Below are 19602 nucleotides of genomic sequence, written 5' to 3'. Positions count from 1 at the left end.
ACCCATTAAGGGTTATCTCTCAAATGTCACTCATCCCTGAATATTTCTATTCATTTCGAGTGAACGAATCGCACTCCCCAACCACTAGGCCCAGAACCGCAACCTCCTGTGCCCGATCCACGACTGCATGGTACCTCGAAAATGTCACAGACAAAAGGCAACGGTTCAAGTGCACCTCCTTTGATTGAGCGTATAACAGGTATCGGTGGCTAATCATTGGCATAGAGTTGCATTCACATCTGTTCTAATAACGCTTGACTCCCCCAATTCTCCTTCCAAAACTGGGTTGGGGGAATTTTTGATGATAGATGCATCAGCTAGCTAGCACTCATTTGGTAGTTTGATAGATTAGGAACGTGAAAGTAGTGAGAGCAATGCTAGAAACGAAATTCTTATCTGTTGACTTCTCCAAGGAAAAAGAAGATGGGTATAAGCGAATTTTTTCGCAGTTGCCACTTCTTACCAGTTTGAGTGCAAACTGGAATAATGTCTATTTTGCTTACGACTGGCAGGTAGCTGGCGAGACTCCAGAGGTTTTGTCTAAACAGCATGGCATTGCCATTTTTACCGAAGTGCCAACACCAATTCAGGCAGAACGGAGGCTTGATGGTCGCTTTCAAAGTGAGCAAGTAATTCAGGGTAATATTGTTGTCGCCCCTGCTTACACGGGACATCGTGCCTCTTGGGATACAGCAGGTGGTGTGATTCTTCTGGGATTTGAACCAACTGTTTTCGCCCATGCAATTTACGAATCAGTTGATCCCGATCGCATTGAACTTTTACCACACTTTGCCACACCCGATCCACTGGTTTACCAAATTGGGCTAGCCCTCAAATCTGCCCTCGAAAATTATGGTGCAGATAGTCGCTTATATGCAGAAGCAATGACAAATGCCCTAATGGTTCATCTGTTGCAGCACTACTGTACACAGCAACTTGTATTACGGGAATATTCAGGCGGTCTACCGAAACACAAGTTGCAGCAAGTGATTGACTATATAAATACTTATCTAGCCCAAGACTTAAGTTTAAAAGAACTTGCAGCCGTTGTCCAAATGAGTTCTCATTACTTTTCACAACTGTTTAAACAATCTACGGGTGCGACTCCACATCAATATATTATTCGCTGTCGAATTGAAAAAGCTAAACAGTTGTTGCTTCAAAGAGAATTTTCCATTGCAGAGATTGCTAGTCAAGTTGGTTTTGTCGATCAAAGCCATCTCAATCGCCACTTCAAGCGTCTAATGGGAGTTACGCCTAAGACAGTTTTACAAAAAAATCGGTAAAACGTCCAAAAATAGGACAAACATACAAGACTACAGTCCATATTATTCCAATAATGGAGGCTAGCACGATTTAAGATCGTGATTCTAAAAATCAGTATAAAAATGTTTCGCTGTATGAATAGTCTTTATCTAACTTTCGACTAAATTTCACTCTTTTAAGACTTACGCAACTGGCATATTATTTTTAGTTTGTAATGAGGACTTTAGTCCTCAAAATCAGGGCTAAAGCCCTTACTACAAACTAAAAGTTTTAACTTTTTGTGACACTTGCGTAAGTCCTATCTTTATATCATTCCTGATGAAAGCGAAGCATCGCCACTCATTTTCAATCTTTGTTTGATAAAGAGGAAATATTTAATTATGACCGTCGGCAAAAGAATTGAAACTAGAACTGAACCCATGCTGCTCAACATGGGCCCTCACCATCCCTCTATGCATGGGTGTTTTAGATTGATTGTCACCCTGGATGGTGAAGATGTTGTCGATTGTGAGCCAGTTCTTGGCTATCTGCATAGAGGTATGGAAAAAATTGCTGAGAACCGCAGCAATGTCATGTATGTGCCTTATGTTAGTCGCTGGGACTATGCAGCTGGGATGTTTAACGAAGCGGTTACAGTTAATGCCCCAGAAAAATTAGCTGATATTACTGTTCCGAAACGTGCTAGCTATATCCGTGTCATCATGCTGGAATTGAACCGGATTGCTAATCACCTGCTATGGTTGGGCCCATTCTTACTTGATACGGGTGCTGGAACTCCCTTTTTCTACATCTTCCGAGAACGGGAGTTGATTTATGACTTGTGGGAAGCCGCTACAGGTTATCGGATGGTGAACAATAACTACTTTCGCATTGGCGGCGTGGCAGCAGATTTACCTTATGGTTGGGTAGACAAGTGCGAAGATTTCTGCGATTACTTTTTTCCCAAAGTAGATGAGTACGAACGCTTAATTACCAATAATCCCATCTTCCGCCGTCGCGTTCAAGGCATTGGCGCGATCGCTCGTGAAGAAGCCATCAACTGGGGGCTTTCTGGCCCCATGTTACGCGCTTCTGGTGTGAAATGGGATTTGCGGAAAGTAGACCATTATGAATGTTACGACGATTTCGACTGGGAAGTGCAGTGGGATACTGCTGGTGATTGTTATGCCCGTTACTTAGTCAGAATTCGGGAAATGCGCGAATCAGTGAAGATTATTCGCCAAGCCCTCAAAGGACTTCCCGGTGGTGCTTTTGAGAACCTGGAAGCCAAGCGCATGGCAGCAGGGAAAAAATCTGAGTGGGATGGCTTTGATTACCAGTACATCGCCAAAAAAGTTGCCCCCACCTTTAAGATTTCTAAGGGGGAAATTTACGCTCGTGTAGAAAGTGGTAAAGGTGAGTTGGGAATTTATCTAATTGGCGATGATCATGTCTTCCCCTGGCGATGGAAAATCCGTCCCGCCGATTTCAATAACTTGCAAGTATTACCCGAAATCTTACGCGGCGTGAAGGTTGCCGATCTAGTTGTAGTATTGGGTAGTATCGATATCATCATGGGATCAGTAGATCGGTAATATAGCAGATGAGTTCGCCAAATCAACAAATGCGATCGCTAAATCAACAAATGCGTTCGCCGAAATAACAAATGCGATTGCCAAATCAACAAATGCGTTCGCCGAAATAACAAATGCGCTCGCCAAATCAACACTTTAAATGTGTAGGCGTAGCCAGCTGTAGGCATCGCTTTTCACTAATTTATCAAAAAACCTGATGCCGTGCAGAATATATGCTGTAATCAATCACCAGCATTTCCTATTGCATTAATCGCAGCCTCCAATGCGATCGCTACATGAGTCCAATGAGTTCCCCCCTGGCAATAAACCACATACGGTTCACGCAAAGGCCCATCTGCCGATAATTCTAAGGTACTCCCTTCAATAAATGTCCCCCCAGCCATGACTACCTTGCTCTCATACCCCGGCATTTCATCTGGAATAGGATCTAAGTAAGAACCGATGGGAGAATGCTGTTGTATGGCTTTACAGAAGGCAATTAGTTTTTCGGCAGAACCGAGTTTGATTGCCTGAATTACATCTCCACGGGGAGCCAGAGGTGCGGGATTCACTGGATAACCGAGTTTATCAAATACATAACCAGTAAGATAAGTCCCTTTCATCGCCTCTCCTACCATTTGCGGAGCCAGAAATAATCCTTGGAACAGCAGGCGATTTTGGTCAAAAGTAGCGCCGCCATAACTACCGATACCGGGAGCAGTGAGGCGACAAGCCGATGCTTCCACTAAGTCGGCGCGACCAGCAACATAACCGCCAGCGCTGACAATGGTACCACCAGGATTTTTAATCAATGACCCCGCCATTAAATCAGCACCTACGGCTGTAGGTTCCTTTGTTTCGATAAATTCGCCGTAGCAGTTATCCACAAAGCAAACGGTGTTCGGGTTTTGCTGTTTGACTAAATGGACGATTTTTTCAATATCAGCAATTGATAAACTAGGCCGCCAAGAATAGCCACAAGAACGCTGAATCAACACTAAACGAGTGTTTTCAGCCACACTATTTGTTAAAGCTTGCCAATCTATAGTTCCTTCGGGGGTTAGCTCCAATTGTCGGTAATTTATGCCAAACTCGATAAGGGAGCCTTGGCCTTGACCTCGTAAACCAATGACTTCTTCAAGCGTATCGTAGGGAGAACCGACCACTGCTAACATTTCATCTCCGGGACGGAGAACACCAAACAAAGCACAAGCGATCGCATGAGTTCCCGAAACGAACTGCACCCGCACGGCCGCAGCTTCAGAACCCATAACCTCGGCAAAAACTTTATCTAAAGTTTCTCGTCCTAAATCATCGTGACCATAGCCACTTACCCCAGCAAAGTGGTGTGCGCCTACACGGTGATTACGAAAAGCATCCAGCACTCGTTTTAGATTATGCTTGACCTGAGTGTCAATTCCAGAAAAAATTTCTAACAGTGCATGTTCTGCTTGCCGCAGCTGTTCTAAGCTGTTCATCAGTTCCTCGTTCAAAAAAAATTATAGATATGCGGATTTTAAGATCGCGCAGATTAGGCTGGAAAATTCAAATTCAGGTTACTGCATGACAATTGCTACTTCAACCAAACCTCAAATTAACTGGGTTAATACCCTGTTTTTCATTGGACTGCACATCGGCGCTTTATTTGCCTTTGTTCCTGGTAACTTTAGCTGGACGGCAGTTGGTGTGGGTTTCTTGCTGTACTGGGTAACAGGTGGTTTAGGAGTTACTCTAGGATTTCACCGCCTTGTCACCCACCGCAGTTTTCAAACTCCCAAGTGGCTAGAGTATCTATTGGTTTTCTTCGGCACACTCTCGTGTCAAGGAGGCCCAATTGAATGGATCGGGACACATCGCATTCATCATTTAAACTCTGATACTGACACTGATCCCCATGATTCTAATAAAGGCTTCTGGTGGAGCCACATGGGTTGGCTGACTCATTATTGTCCCGCTCACGCTGATGTTCCTCGTTTCACCAAAGACATTGCCGAAGACCCAGTTTATCAGTTTTTAGAAAAATATTTCATTTTGATCCAGGTTGCTCTGGGTGTATTGCTTTTGGCTCTGGGTGGCTGGCCTTTTGTTATTTGGGGAATTTTTGTTCGCATTGTTTGGGTTTACCACTGCACTTGGTTAGTGAACAGCGCTACTCATAAATTTGGCTATCAGAGCTATGATTCTGGTGATAAATCGACTAATTGCTGGTGGGTAGCCGTACTAGTTTTCGGTGAAGGCTGGCACAATAACCATCATGCCTTTCAATACTCAGCTCGTCATGGGCTGGAATGGTGGGAAATCGATTTAACTTGGATGACTGTTCAATTGCTACAAGCGGTTGGTCTGGCTACTAATGTGAAGTTGGCCCCAACAAAAACTAGTTAGGGTTTAGGAGTTAGGAGTTAAGAGTTAGGACGTGTACCTTTTTAAACTCATCTCTTCTAACTCCTAACTTTTCAAAAAGCTATTTACGGGTGCGCTTGTACCAGTTAGGTTGCTATAATCCGAAGCGCTAATGTGAAGAAATTTTGCGGCAAGTTGCTTTTTGGTAACTTGGTGGAGGATTTTGTTGTTTTTCAGGTGTCCATGACTACATCAATAATTAATAGCCAGAAACTAAGTGACGAGCCTGCTAATTCCGACTTCCGGCTCAAAGATATTATCAAAACCCTGCCACGGGAATGTTTTCAGCAGAACCGTCGCAAAGCTTGGACACAAGTAATGCTCAGTGTCTTGGCAGTTGCCTTGGGCTATTACAGCCTGATCATCACTCCTTGGTTTCTTTTGCCTCTAGCTTGGATTTTTACGGGCACTGCTTTAACAGGTTTTTTTGTAATTGGCCATGATTGTGGTCACAGGTCTTTTGCCAAACGTCGTTGGGTAAATGATTTGGTGGGACACTTCTTCATGATGCCGTTGATTTACCCCTTTCATAGTTGGCGCATTAAGCATAATTATCACCATACTCATACCAACAAGCTGGATGAGGACAATGCTTGGCATCCAATCAGACCAGAAGTGTTTGAAAATTGGGATACAACCCGACAGTCTGCTTTTAAGCTGTTTATGCGTAAACGCCTCTGGTGGGTAGGTTCCATTGGACATTGGGCTGTTGTGCATTTTGATTGGCGGAACTTCAAAACTAAAGACCAATCAAGTATCAAGCTTTCTGTGGCTGTAGTAGTTGTGTTTGCTGCGATCGCTTTCCCGATTCTCATCGCCACAACTGGTATCTGGGGATTTGTCAAGTTTTGGCTAGTGCCCTGGATGATTTACCATTTTTGGATGAGTACTTTTACTATTGTTCACCACACTGCCGCAGATGTTCCTTTTGCGACAGCGAACAAGTGGAACGAAGCTCTAGCACAGCTAAATGGCACTATTCATTGCGATTATCCGCGTTGGGTAGAAATTCTCTGCCACGATATCAATGTTCATGTCCCTCATCATATTTCCACTGCGATTCCTTCTTATAATTTGCGGCTAGCTTACAGCAGCATCAAAGAAAATTGGCAGCCTTATCTTCATGATGAGTGTCAGTTTTCTTGGCCTTTAATGAAGCAGATTACAGACGAGTGTCAATTGTACACAACTGATGTTGGCTATAAGACTTTCAACGAACATTACACAGAGCAATAAATAGCACTGTGATTACACTCCCGCTCTTGAACCAACGAGAGCGTTTATCATGCTGTGTTTTAATAGAATCTGGCAATTGTTTACTGAATAAAATTTTAGATAAATTGCCAGAAATTATCCTCTTGTGTGTTAGCGATCGCTAGTGTCGTGGGCATCCTAGAGATGAGATTATCTTGTCTCAAATCAAGTTCCGATTTATATCTAAACAAAAGAATCCAGTGCAATTAGATACCATCAGTTTCAATAATCCTCCTGACTGTGAAACGTCTGAGGATACGACTAAATTACCTTTCACTCTTCAGGATTTAAAAGCTGCAATTCCTGCTGAATGCTTTCAGCCTAATGTAACAAAATCACTTTTTTACTTCTTTCGTGACATCCTGATTATCGGTCTGCTTTATGCAGTAGCTAATTACCTGGATTCTTGGCTTTTCTTCCCGATTTTCTGGCTAATGCAAGGAACGATGTTTTGGGCTTTGTTTGTAGTCGGGCACGACTGCGGACACCAATCTTTTTCTAAGCAAAAATGGCTCAATGATTTGATTGGACATCTTGCTCATACACCAATACTTGTTCCTTATCATGGTTGGCGGATTAGTCACAGAACTCATCACAAAAATACTGGCAATATCGATAACGATGAAAGCTGGTATCCTGTGACCGAATCACAATACAAGGAGATGCCTTTAGCCCAAAAGATCGGCAGATATTATGTTTTTCTTTTGGCTTATCCTGTGTATTTGTTTAAGCGTTCTCCTAATAAGGAAGGTTCCCACTTTTTGCCCAGTAGTTCACTTTTCAAACCATCGGAAAAATGGGATGTCATCACTAGTACTGTACTTTTGATTGGCATGGTAGGTTTGCTAGGTTTCCTCACCTACCAATGGGGTTGGATGTGGTTACTGAAATATTACGCTGTGCCCTACCTTGTGTTCATAGTTTGGCTAGATTTAGTGACATTCTTACACCACACTGAGCCAGAGCTTCCTTGGTATCGTGGAGAAGATTGGACTTTCCTTAAAGGCGCAATTTCTAGTATTGACCGTGATTATGGTTTAGTTAATCATATCCATCACGATATTGGTACTCATGTTGCTCACCATATATTCCTTAACATCCCTCACTACAATTTGCTGAAGGCAACTGAGGCAATAAAACCAGTGATGGGTGAGTATTTCCACAAATCGGAAGAACCGATTTGGAAGTCAGTATGGAATTCATGTATCAGCTGCCATTTTGTCCCTGATACTGGTAGTAAGGTTTACTACACATCCAACAATAAGTTAGCTAAAGGCTAAGACTCATATTCCCGACTTCTTGAAATAAGTCGGGAATCTTATATTTTCGTCAGTGCTTTCTGACTATTAACTGTTGAGTACTCCCTCATTAAGATAAACTTTAAAAAAACTGCATTAAAGATTACCTAAATACCTTACTAAACTTACCTTTTGAGGGGCGTTGGCGTAGCCCGCCGCAGGCATCGCATATTACATTATTGGTGATTCTAACTTTGTCAATATTTGAACGTCCTTAGCCTGCGGCAAATTTCAACTTCTTGGCTGTAAGGTTATTAAAATACAGAGGTAAAATAAAATATAGATAGATGATGTTTGTGGATTCTTGCCCCTACCCTTACAGAAGGATTTATTTTCTCCAAACTCTTGCTGTCTGGGTGGGTAAAGATTAACATATCTGTGGACAGACGCAATATCTCTTTAAACAAACCCTGACAAGAGTGAAAAACCCTTGGTCTGTCTACTTTTAATACTGTTGAGCACCAGTTAAGTTTATCTGTATGTATTGGCTTAATACCATTACCTGCTAGGGTTATAAATCAGCACAGACTATAGTATAGACAATTTACCCAAAACTATTTCCACTTTAAAATCAGAGGTATCAATGATTATAACTAATCTTAGCAAACAAAGAAATGAATTTAAAGAACCTAAAGTACTCAAAGCTAAACCACATTGGCAAGGACAAAATTTGAGCGATACTGCTGTCAAAGGTAAAGATAACAAGATGCAAGATACTGCAACTGATAGCTCGATTTTCAATAGCTTAAATCGTGGTCGAGTTGCTATTTTTATTGATGGCTTAAGCCTATTTCATACAGCTTTACAACTCGGCATCGAAATTGACTACGTTAAATTGCTTTGTCATTTAACTAACGGTTCAAGACTGTTGCGTGCTTTCTTCTATACTGGGGTTGATATCAGCAATGAAAAGCAACAGGGTTTTCTATTGTGGATGCGTCGTAATGGCTATCGTGTAGTAGCTAAAGATATCATGCAACCAGCAGAGAATTTCAAAAAATCAAATCTAAACGTAGAAATTGCTGTAGATATGATAACTTTAGCTCCTTATTATGACACTGCGGTTTTAGTCAGTGGAGATGGGGATCTAGCCTATGCTGTGAACGCTGTCAGCAGAATGGGGGTGCGAGTGGAAGTGGTTAGTCTACAAACTACTACTAGCGAAAGCTTGATTGATGTTGCTGACTGCTTCATTGATATCGATAGTATTAAAGCACACATTCAAAAAGATTCTAATGTTGGCTATAGTTATCGCACGCCCTCAAATTCAAATCTTTAAAACTTTATTTCAAATCTATCGAAATCTCTACTGAGTTATTGCAAGTCTGTAGAAGATTTATCAGGTTGGGTGGGGTTTGAATCCCCATCCATAGATGACTGATGACTGTTAACCGTCAACTGTAATCAGTCAAAGTGAAATCCCATTCCCTTTTAGAGTTGGGATGAGCTTAAAGTAGCCAATATTATGGCGCAAGCTTGCCTATTTTTAACAAGGGGATTTTGCCCCAAGCCTTGTCCAAGTCTTGTTATTAATTGAAATGGATATTTTAATAGTTGAAGATGAACCAGAAATTGCTCATTTAATCAAACTCTCTTTAGAAAAAGAAGGATTTTTTTGTCGCATTAGCCGCGATGGTATGAATGCTTTACGGATGTTTCAGGAGCAACCACCTGATTTAATTATTCTAGATTTAATGATTCCTGGTTTGGATGGGTTGGAAGTTTGTGCCAGAATTCGCCAGAAACCAGGTGCAAAAGATCCTTACATTTTGATGCTGACGGCTAGGGGTGAAGAAATTGATCGCGTTATTGGCTTGTCTACTGGTGCTGATGATTATATGGTTAAACCCTTTAGCCCCAGAGAGTTGGTAGCTAGGGTGAGGGCACTATTGCGGCGTAGTCTCCGCCAAGGAGGACAACATCAAATCAATCGTACCCAACACTTCATTGTCGATGTAGACCAGCGAACTGCCAGTCGTCAGTTGAATTCTCAACAACCGGAAATTTTGGACTTAACTACCCTAGAATTTAACTTACTAACCACCTTTGTCAGCAATCCTGGTAGAGTTTGGAACCGCACTCAACTAATTGATAAACTTTGGGGAGATAACTTTTTTGGCGATGAACGAGTGGTGGATACTCATGTAGCTAGATTGCGAAAAAAGATTGAACCTGATGCGGCAAATCCTACTTTTATTAAAACTGTTGTTGGGGTGGGCTATAAATTTGAAGATCCTCTGGTAGCGTAAATGTTATGAAGATGGGGCTGAGAACACGCCTATTTTTCTCCCACTTAGTGGTGATGATAGTGGGGGTAGCTAGTCTGGTGAGCATCAGCAAAATCTCTTCTCCCCGCTTGTTTGTCTTGCATTTGGAACGATTAGAAAATCGGGGGTTCGATTTAATCAATATCCGTACTGAATTGGTTACAGGATTTGAACTTGCTTGGCAACGAAGCACTATTTGGTCAGTCTTAGCCGGCACCACCGCAGCCGGAGGATTGAGTTACTGGGTGTCCAGACGGATTATGCAGCGGTTGACCGAGATGGAACAAATCACCCAAAAATTTGCTGCTGGTCAGATGGATGCACGATTACCTGTGTCTGACATTCCAGAACTCAGTGGACTGAGTGCTAGTTTCAATCGGATGGCAGCCAGTTTAGAAGGGGTTGAAGCACGGCGGCGAGAAGTGATTGGAGATATGACCCATGAACTACGAACACCGTTAACAGTGGTGCGCGGTTACTTGGAAGAACTGGCTGATGGGGAAATTGAAGCGTCTCCTGAAATCTATCGGCGTTTAGCTAAAGAAACTAGGCGGTTAGAGCGCTTGGTAAACGATTTACAAGAACTGTCTAAGGCAGAAGCTGGCTATCTACCAATTAATATACAACAGGTAAATCTGCGTCCGTTGTTAGAGTCATTAGTGGAGAAATTCACCGACCAATTGTTGGAAGATGGGCCAGTTCTGCTCTTGCAATGTCCATCTGTGCTGCCTCCTGTATTGGCAGATATTGACCGCACAGAACAGGTATTGGTTAATTTGCTAGGTAATGCAGTGCGTTACACTAATGAAGGTTTAATTACCGTTCGTGCTGGGACTGAAGCATCTCAACTCTGGATTGCGGTTATAGATACAGGCATTGGTATCGCTCCAGAAAATTTGCCTCATGTGTTTGAACGCTTCTGGCGAGCCGACCAATCGCGCGATCGCCATTCGGGAGGCACGGGTGTTGGCTTAACTATTTCCCGTCGTTTAATTGAACTACAAGGCGGTCAGATTCAAGTAGAAAGCGAGTTGGGAGTTGGCAGTACGTTTCGGTTTTTTCTGCCTTTGGCTTAAGTTAAGTCAAAACCCTTGAGATACAAGGGATTGACACAAGGTAGCCACGGCTGTGTCATACCCAATTGCTAATTTGAAAGTATCCGAAATCTAGGTTTTGTGATGGATGCCGAGATATGGGAAATGCATAAAGTGTAATATTATGTCTACTTTTCTTCTGGCTGCTTTTTTGGTTAGTTTTCTTAGTGTTTCGGGTTATGCTGCGATCGCCTATCTGTTCCCTCAAAATCGTTCCTAAAACTGAGCAATTGACACTCTCTTGCTATTTTTCTTTTAGCCAGACAAGGGGCAAAATCCGCAATAGCCTTGCTTGCAGAATCCGCCAAAGACTTATACCAATTCACAAAAATCCTGATACATATAGATTTATCGTAGGGACATGGTATTGCCATGCCCTTACCAGTGTATTTGTATCATTATTAAAGTGAAATGGTATTAGTGTCAGTTTCAACCCCTAATAACCCAAGTTGCTAGTTATCAAAAAACGCTTATTTTTAAGTACAAATATATAAAATTTAGTATCTAAAAGTACTAAAAAATGGAGTTTTTGTATCTATTTGATACCATTCTGTGGCACTAACTAGCAACTTACGTTAATAGGGATTTTAATGAATTGCAATTTTACAAGATTATTGAGCAAAAGAGCTATCGATATCGTTTCAATCCCTAATAGGGATTTTAATGAATTGCAATTTTGGATGCGTCACCCTGATAATGATTCCGAACTTGCCGTTTCAATCCCTAATAGGGATTTTAATGAATTGCAATTCAACTTCTTTCTTTTTCTTTTCCCACACTTCAAAGTGTTTCAATCCCTAATAGGGATTTTAATGAATTGCAATTTGCACTGTCCGCGCGATCGCAGTGCAACTACTTGGTTGGGTCGATGGAGGGTATTATCCCTCGCACCTCCCATTTCAATCTGGACGTGCATCTTTCGGTGCATCCAGCTTACGACAAATCTAGGGGGATTTGCCCTTGCAAGAGTGAATAAAATTGTGACAAGAACGATGCACGGCTAGAAGATTTTTAGGTTTCCAGTTGTGATGATTACCGTCAACATGATGCAAATGGATTTTTTCACCATCAGCAAAAGAAAGTCCACAATATCCACACTTATGGCTTTGTAAAGTTAAGGCTTTAGAGGTAGCGCCATCGTAGAATTGAGGTAAGGATTCAGGTGGCAGGGTATTGACAAAGGGGACACTTGAGGGAGAATATCGCAAATATGAACCAAAACCTGCCTCAAGAATTAGATCGAGAAAGCTTGAACCAGTTATCAAAAGAAGAACTGGTGGATATCATCATTGAGCAGAGCAAGGTAATACGTGATTTACAAAAAATCATTTTAGAACTACAGCAAGAAATAGAGCGTTTAAAAGTCAGTAGAGATTTAGACAGTTCTAATTCGTCGAAACCACCATCTGGAGACATCCACAAAAAGAGCGAAAAGAAAAAGGTACCCCTGCAAGAAGAATCAAATCAACCGAAAAAGAAACCAGGTGGACAGCCAGGACATCAAGGTAAGACTCGTAAGGGGTTTGGCAGAGTAGACCGTTATGAAATCTTACGTCCAAGTGATTGTATCTGTTGTGGTAACAAAGCATTTGCATCCCTAGCAGTAAAAGTAGAAAAACAGGCTGTAGCGCAATTGGTAGAACGTCCCATTGAAATAGTAGAATATCAACGCCATACCTGCGTGTGTGAGTGTTGTAGAAATGTACAAACAGCCTCATGGTCGCCAGATATCGTTCCAGGACAAGATTTAGGAGTTAGATTACAGGCGTTTTTAGGATGGGTAAACAATTATGCACACATGCCTTATGAAAAACAGCAAGAAATGTTGTGGGAACTGGGGCAAATTGAAATTGGGTTAGGAACGTTAGTCGCAACTAATGAACGAATCCAACAAGCGATTGAACCAAGCATTAATGAATTGAGCAATTGGGTAAAACAGACACAACCTAATGTTCATGTGGATGAAACACCTTGGTCAGTCAAAGGGATCAAAGAATGGTTGTGGGTAGTTGCCAATTCTGATTTCTGCCTGTTTACTGCTGCTGACACTCGTTCACGAGCCGAATTATCAGCCATTTTAGGGACTGAATATTACAGGGGTACTCAGCAGCGATGATTTTAGCGTTTACAATGGTTATCCAGCTTTTGCCCAGCAGAAATGTTTGGCTCATCTACGCCGACACTTCAAAAAACTAATTATTCTTCCAGGTCTTCACAACCAAGCTATCGGTGAAACGTTTGTTAATTTAATTGATGAAGCCTTTAGGAATTACGCTCAATGGTTTGAGAGCCTTGACTCCTTCAGTTACAACGATTGGGTCAATCAATTTAAATCTAAGTTGCACTCTTCACTTAATCAGTGGATTGACAAAGCAGGAGCTACAGCTGGCCACCTTTTACGTTCTTTGCGTGATAAAGCAAATCAATGGTGGTATTTTCTTGATTATCCTGAAGTTCCTCCAGATAACAATCAGGCTGAACGATCGCTTCGTTTGGCTGTGACAAAGCGTAAGGTTAGCGGTGGTTCCCGTTCAATGGAGCGGTTTCAACACACTGCTAATTTGTTGACTGTGGTGCAAACCTGCCGCCGTCAAGGTAGGTCTGTAATTGATTTTTTTGCACAAGCTCTACTGGTTGGTTCTCTTGACTATCAGTCTCGTCCGTCTCTACTTCCTGGATATTAGACCTGAATCCTTACGAAGCACTTTTTTAGCACTGTGAAATTTGTACACCTACCCTTCCGCGCATTGTTTAGGTTGAGAATGACAACACCCGATGCAACTTGCTCAATAGTACACAAAATGGGCGATCGCTTCATTCTTATCTTGGAAGCATCTACTTCCAGAAGCAATTAATCTAAGTTTGAAGCGAAGTGTATTTATTTAGAAAAAGTTAAAATCGCTGACCTGTAGTAACTTCAAATCTAACTTCTCCTTGGTCGCTAATTCCTAAGTCACCTCGAATCAGCCCAAAGGATGACTTGACTCGCAATCCTAAGCCGTAACCAAAGCCACTTCCAGGTTTGTCTCGCAGTACTCCTGGTTCTCCTAGCACGGTTTCGCTAGACCCGAAATCTGAGGCGAAGTCAGTAAAGAGAACTCCTCCGATTGACTGGAAAATTGGAAAACGATATTCCACGGAAGCTAAACCATAACTGCGACCACTGGCAACTTTACCATAACCATAACCTCTGACAGAATCTAGTCCACCAATATTAAAGGCATCCGCTGGTGGAAAGTCTCCAATTGTGGTGCCAATTTGTAAATTAATCGCCAACATTTCTGGATTGTCGGTCGGTTTACCATTACCTATCCAGCTAACTGGTAAATACTGAATATAGTCTCCCTGTAGGCGATTGCTGGAAATATTGCCCAGTCCAATGGGAATCGCTTGTTCTGTGCTGAGGGTGAGGATTGATCCTTGAGTCGGATTATCTCGGCGATCGCGTTGATCTCTGGATACAGCAAATGATACTGTAAATAGGTCATCAATACCAGTACCGCTGACAGATAGGGGACTCCCTAATCTATCTACCTGTGCAACGTTATATTCTTGATCGCGTAGGCTAATCCGGGTATAGTTGAGAGCCACAGTTGTATCCCAATCATTGAAAGATTGTAAGAGTCCCACAGAACCACCAAACCTTCCCTCCCGCACTTTGTTGCCGTTAGACAATCTGATATCTTCGTTGAAGGTTCCCGATATATTTCGACTACGAAAACCTCTAATGCTATAGCCTAAGCGGTTTGGTTCTCCAGGACGATAAGGACTAGTGAATTGACCATTAAACTGGACATCTTCACTGCTGAACTGCACAGTTGTATCTAATTTATCGTTAAGACCGCTGATATTTGCATCTTTGTAACCCACCCGACCATATAGTCCAACATCATCATTATTTCCGCCTCCTAAGATTAAAGAAGGGAAGGTACGCTCTTTGATTTGATAAATGATATTAACACTAGAGGCATCTTCTTCTCGATCAACATTTACTTGATTAAATGACTCTAATCTTCTCAATCGTTGCAAGTCTGCTTGAAGTAAATCTTCACGGAATACCTGACCAGGTTTGAGTCTTAGCAGACCAATGATAAAATCTGTCTGAGTACGCCCTTTGATCGGCTGACCTTTGTCATCGAGCAACTCATCTTTGTCATTAATAAAACGAATCTGGATGTCTTTGACAACTTTTTGGGAAAATACAAGCGTCTGGCTATCTCCTGAAGTCGCTCCTATATAATTACCATATTTGGCATACTCTCCCTCTATATGGATCGTAGCTTCCGGTGTCACAATACTACTCAACCCATCCTGAGTAGAAGATTGCGAGTCTGCAAGGGCCTCTGGATTTTTCCCGCCCACTAACATTACTGCGATCGCAACTACAGTTATTTGAACTCGCATATTGAATATCCGTTAGTGTTATTAAGTTTACGACATAGAGCGGATATCTTGTACGTAAGTTCTATATGATCCTTGCTATTGGGTATTGCAAAAGACAACTGCTTGTTTTCCCGGTACTCAGTATAAATTGTCAGATGGTTTTCAGCTTGCGATGACCTCCGGTCGGTCGGAGACCATCGCCTCCGGCGGGCGGTTACGCCATCGCTCAAGTTGATAAAGTCTTCAAAGGTTTAGAAGTTGCGCTGCTGCCAGAAAAAGGTATAGTTTGGGAAATAGAACCTCTTCCCGAATACTATGACAGAGGAATACTCAGGTTTTAAGCTCTTATTTGGCTTTTTTATAGATAATTACAATGGAGAATTATCTGCTAAATCCACTTACAAATAAAAACCATGAGAGAAAAACCTAAACAGCAAATGCGTATATGGGCTACTTTGTGTCATTTATCGGCTTTATTAGGATGGATATTAGTGTTTTTTTTAGTATTTATTGGTATCCCTTTATATTTACCTTTAAATCTTTTAGCTCCACTGATAATTTGGCTATTTAAAAAAACGCAATATCCCTGGATTGATTTACAAGGTAAAGAATCAATAAATTTTCAATTTTCTTTAACAATATATACCTTAGTTATTATCGCCATATCTTTAGTTATAGTCTTAACTACCTTTGGTCGAGCAGTAACTATCAATGGTTCAAGTAATGAGATAAAAAATACTTTAGATAGCTTATTAATTGTACTTATGTCATTAATTCTATTTAAACTTGTACTACAATCGTTTGTAGTGACTTTTGCTGCTATCAAAGCTTACAAGGGTGAGTATTATCGTTATCCTTTGACAATTAGAGTTTTACGGTAAAAAATTATTTAAGCTCTATAATTTAATAGCTACAATTTTCAAAAAATATTAACCATTTACACCCATATTGCTTACGCTAGGGGGTATAATCTTAAATGTTGCCTTTGCATATGGTTGTTTTTTTAGGTTTTCATAATGATGCTTAAATTAAATACTATGAAATAAAGGAAACGAAACAAATTTATTTATATTTCAAGATAATTTTTATGAAAATAGCATATATAATTTTGGCACATAATTATCCTGAACAATTGGGGCATCTTATTTCTAAATTGAATAAAGATGATGTTTCATTTTTTATACATATAGATAAAAAAGCAGATAGCAGAATATATCATCAGATACTTACTCAACTTCAGGAGTTGCCAAATATATTTTTTCTCAAGAGATATAATTCAGGATGGGGAAGTTTTGATATTGTCAGAGCTACTTTAGAAGGTATAAATTCAATAGTAGAAACAGGTCTTGACTTTGATTATGTTATAAATTTATCAGGGCAAGACTATTTGATCAAATCAAATACATATATCAAGATGTTTCTACAAAACAATCAAGGGAAAGAATTTATAGAACATTTCCCGCTACCTTGTAGTAAATGGAAAGGCGGCGGTTTAAGAAGAATAGAGTATTGGCACATCCGTTGGAATGATCAATATTTTTGTATTCCCGAAAAACGTGAATTTAAATCTCCTATTGCATCTTTATTATATTCATTGTTTATTTTGTTTTTACCTAAAAAGCGCAAACTTCCTAAAGGGTTTGCTATTTATGGAGGTTCTCAATTTTGGTGTTTAACAGGAGAATGTGTAAAATGGATAAATATTTTTGGAAAGCAAAAACCCAAGTTTTTTAATCGTTTTAATTCCACTTTCTGTGCAGATGAGTTATTTTTTCAAACACTTATTTTAAATTCACCTTTTAAAGATCAGGTAGTTAACGATCACATGAGATATATAGATTGGGGTGATGCTAATGCCTATCATCCAAGAATTTTAGAGAAACAGGATTTTGAAAAAATTAGGCAATCAGAAAAATTATTTGCTAGGAAGTTTGATACAAGTAAAGACTCAGATATATTAGATATGATAGACAAAATGATATTATTAAGTGAATAGTAAAATATACAAATATGGGAGTAAATAATGATATGATTGGGATTGCGATCGCAGGCACTGGATTTGGTCAAAAAGTCCACATCCCTGGATTCCAAGCACATCCTCGAACTGAGGTGGTTGCTGTTTATAATCGAGATATAAACAAAGCCAAAGATATAGCAGAATCTCATAATATTCTCCATGCCTCCGATTCACTTGTAGATATTGTGGCATTACCAGAAGTGCAAGCAGTCAGCATCTCTACGCCACCATTTTTGCATTATGAAATGGCAAAAACTGTACTACAAGCTGGGAAACATTTATTACTAGAAAAACCTATAACCTTAAATGCATCTGAGGCTAAAGAACTTTATCAGTTAGCTAAAATAAAAGGTGTTATTGCGACTGTAGACTTTGAATTTCGCTTTGTACCAGCATGGCAGTTGTTTGCTGAATTATTGTCAGAAGATTATGTGGGTAAATTGCGTTTAATTAAAATTGATTGGTTAGGTTCTTCTCGTGCTGATACTTCACGCCCTTGGAATTGGTATTCTGACAAATCTAAAGGAGGCGGTGCATTAGGATCTTTAGGTTCCCACGCATTCGATTATATTCACTGGTTATTCGGGCCAGTCGGTAGATTAAACGCCCATTTGAGTACTGCTATTCCCACACGAGTTGACCCTATTAGTGGAGAATCTAAGCCAGTAGATACAGATGACAACTGTATATTAACGCTGGAATTAGCAGATGGTACACCTTGCCAACTTTCTATCAGTGCAGTTGTTCATGCACCAAGAACCCATTGGGTAGAAGTATATGGCGATCGCGGTACATTAATAGTGGGTAGTGAAAATCAAAAAGATTATATACATGGTTTTCGTGTTTGGGGTTCTCGGCCAGGTAAACCCCTAACGGAAATAGAAATACCGAATCGGTTAATTTTTCCCAAAAATTATGCTGATGGGCGCATTTCAGCATTTATCCGCGTAGTAGACCAATGGGTACAAGGAATTGACCGCAATGAAGAAATTATACCGTCGCTGCGAGAAGGAATTTATTCTCAGTTGTTGATGGATTTATCCCATGAATCTCATCAAAAAGCAAGTTGGGTAGATGTACCCAGCTTGGAAGGATTTCTTAGCAAATAAAGAAATGAGCAAAACTCCCCGCATTCGTATCCCACCGGAAGTAAAAAAATATGTTTTTCAACGTGACCAATACCAATGCCAAAGTTGCGGTAAAACTACTGAAGAAACTAACCTTAGCATTGACCATATCATTCCCCTCGCCCGTGGTGGTCAAAATGATATCAGCAGTGCGAATCGTTGGCTAGAAACTAAGACCCATAGGGGTCTGGAGGATTAGCCGCAAGGTACAAAACCTTGACAACTGAATGACCATGTAGGTGAGAGTTATTATCCTAGAACCCTCAAATCCTACCCCGTAGGTGCAACGGTGAAAGCATCACCCCCAGGTTTGCGAATAGCCATCAAAGCCTGAAGCGGGGTGAAAAGGTGCTACTACTAACAGCCTAAGTTGGTAAACATCGAGCAAAGTACCCATGAGTAAAAGCCTCGGCTTGAAGATGCAATTGAATCGTCGTTATCATTAACCAGCGAAATAAGGCTTAATGCGCTGGAGCCAAAAGGCACAGGATAAGGAGTTGGCAAGTTGCTGGTTGACCAACAAGCACTTCCTATAAACCCGGCGAAGTAGCATCACTCTAAAGGTACACTGTATGGTCATTCGGAACGAGATAACCTCTCGCCTGTTCTCAGGTGGTCGAATCCCTGAGTAGGTGCTAACCGTATGCAGCGAGTAGGAAAGATTTAGTCAGAAGCGAAAGTCTGGGGTAATGCCCAGAATATGCAAACAGACTTACGGTGATTTGGATGATAAAGTCTCAAGTAATGAGTAAATATGTCTAATACACAGTCTCAAAAACTGATGGTGGAATGGCACTCTATTAACTGGCGCAAGCTAGAGCGTAGCGTGTATAAGCTCCAAAAGAGAATTTATCAAGCCTCTGCCCATCCGTGAGAGGTTAAGATAAAGTGCATTTTGTCAACCAGTTAAAATACTCAAAATAGTCTTATTGAAAATGAT

At 40.9% G+C, this 19602-nt stretch carries 15 protein-coding genes and 1 pseudogene; 14 read left to right on the top strand and 2 right to left on the bottom strand.

The features are described from left to right. Window positions 1-374 precede the first annotated feature (374 nt). Entirely contained in the window at window positions 375-1286 is a 912-nt protein-coding gene (locus tag ACEYW6_RS32685) for a helix-turn-helix domain-containing protein (protein ID WP_412983059.1), read from the top strand. Window positions 1287-1646: 360 nt separating this feature from the next. Continuing rightward, entirely contained in the window at window positions 1647-2840 is a 1194-nt protein-coding gene (locus tag ACEYW6_RS32680; protein ID WP_412983058.1) for a photosynthetic/respiratory NAD(P)H-quinone oxidoreductase subunit H, read from the top strand. Window positions 2841-3061: 221 nt separating this feature from the next. On the opposite strand, the gene ACEYW6_RS32675 is transcribed toward ACEYW6_RS32680, so the two are convergent. After that, window positions 3062-4297 (bottom strand): aminotransferase class I/II-fold pyridoxal phosphate-dependent enzyme, encoded by a 1236-nt coding sequence (locus ACEYW6_RS32675; RefSeq protein ID WP_412983057.1) that lies wholly within the window; start codon window positions 4295-4297, stop codon window positions 3062-3064. An 85-nt stretch (window positions 4298-4382) separates the two neighbouring features. On the opposite strand from ACEYW6_RS32675, the gene ACEYW6_RS32670 reads away from it, so the two are divergent. The 7 genes and pseudogenes from ACEYW6_RS32670 to tnpC all read left to right on the top strand — a co-directional run bounded on the left by ACEYW6_RS32670 (window position 4383) and on the right by tnpC (window position 13819). Then, the gene (locus ACEYW6_RS32670; RefSeq protein ID WP_190895823.1) at window positions 4383-5204 is read left to right on the top strand and encodes an acyl-CoA desaturase; all 822 of its coding nucleotides are present in this window, start codon (window positions 4383-4385) and stop codon (window positions 5202-5204) included. Between the two features lie 201 nt (window positions 5205-5405). Next, on the top strand, window positions 5406-6458 hold the full coding sequence (locus ACEYW6_RS32665; RefSeq protein ID WP_412983056.1) for a fatty acid desaturase: 1053 nt from the start codon (window positions 5406-5408) through the stop codon (window positions 6456-6458). Window positions 6459-6676: 218 nt separating this feature from the next. Continuing rightward, the gene (locus ACEYW6_RS32660) at window positions 6677-7756 is read left to right on the top strand and encodes a fatty acid desaturase (protein ID WP_412983061.1); all 1080 of its coding nucleotides are present in this window, start codon (window positions 6677-6679) and stop codon (window positions 7754-7756) included. Window positions 7757-8357: 601 nt separating this feature from the next. Further along, the gene (locus ACEYW6_RS32655) at window positions 8358-9053 is read left to right on the top strand and encodes an NYN domain-containing protein (protein ID WP_412983055.1); all 696 of its coding nucleotides are present in this window, start codon (window positions 8358-8360) and stop codon (window positions 9051-9053) included. A gap of 259 nt (window positions 9054-9312) precedes the next feature. Then, the gene (locus ACEYW6_RS32650) at window positions 9313-10023 is read left to right on the top strand and encodes a response regulator (RefSeq protein ID WP_196509513.1); all 711 of its coding nucleotides are present in this window, start codon (window positions 9313-9315) and stop codon (window positions 10021-10023) included. Window positions 10024-10028: 5 nt separating this feature from the next. Beyond that, window positions 10029-11117 carry a sensor histidine kinase gene (locus ACEYW6_RS32645; RefSeq protein ID WP_190895815.1) on the top strand — a complete coding sequence of 363 codons (1089 nt, stop codon included), beginning with the start codon at window positions 10029-10031 and terminating at the stop codon, window positions 11115-11117. A gap of 1228 nt (window positions 11118-12345) precedes the next feature. After that, window positions 12346-13819, top strand: a pseudogene (gene tnpC, locus ACEYW6_RS32640) (IS66 family transposase). 208 nt (window positions 13820-14027) lie between these two features. On the opposite strand, the gene ACEYW6_RS32635 reads toward tnpC, so the two are convergent. Beyond that, window positions 14028-15539: a BamA/TamA family outer membrane protein gene (locus ACEYW6_RS32635; protein WP_412983054.1), complete on the bottom strand. Its 1512-nt coding sequence runs from the start codon at window positions 15537-15539 to the stop codon at window positions 14028-14030. 392 nt (window positions 15540-15931) lie between these two features. Between ACEYW6_RS32635 and ACEYW6_RS32630 the strand changes: the two genes are divergently transcribed. From ACEYW6_RS32630 to ACEYW6_RS32610, 5 genes are all read left to right on the top strand, one after another. Then, entirely contained in the window at window positions 15932-16399 is a 468-nt protein-coding gene (locus ACEYW6_RS32630; RefSeq protein WP_412983053.1) for a DUF4870 domain-containing protein, read from the top strand. Between the two features lie 206 nt (window positions 16400-16605). After that, window positions 16606-17514 (top strand): beta-1,6-N-acetylglucosaminyltransferase, encoded by a 909-nt coding sequence (locus ACEYW6_RS32625; protein ID WP_412983052.1) that lies wholly within the window; start codon window positions 16606-16608, stop codon window positions 17512-17514. A gap of 32 nt (window positions 17515-17546) precedes the next feature. Continuing rightward, window positions 17547-18644, top strand: coding sequence for a Gfo/Idh/MocA family protein (locus ACEYW6_RS32620; protein WP_412983060.1), 1098 nt, complete (start codon window positions 17547-17549; stop codon window positions 18642-18644). 4 nt (window positions 18645-18648) lie between these two features. Then, the gene (locus tag ACEYW6_RS32615; RefSeq protein WP_412983051.1) at window positions 18649-18861 is read left to right on the top strand and encodes an HNH endonuclease; all 213 of its coding nucleotides are present in this window, start codon (window positions 18649-18651) and stop codon (window positions 18859-18861) included. A gap of 555 nt (window positions 18862-19416) precedes the next feature. Continuing rightward, window positions 19417-19536 (top strand): reverse transcriptase N-terminal domain-containing protein, encoded by a 120-nt coding sequence (locus tag ACEYW6_RS32610; RefSeq protein WP_412983050.1) that lies wholly within the window; start codon window positions 19417-19419, stop codon window positions 19534-19536. The last annotated feature ends 66 nt before the right edge of the window (window positions 19537-19602 follow it).

The organism is Nostoc sp. UIC 10607, assembly GCF_047228265.1.
Classification (GTDB): domain Bacteria; phylum Cyanobacteriota; class Cyanobacteriia; order Cyanobacteriales; family Nostocaceae; genus Nostoc; species Nostoc foliaceum_A.
The sequence above is the reverse complement of the archived record's forward strand: the minus strand, read 5'-3'. Positions and strand labels throughout refer to the sequence as shown.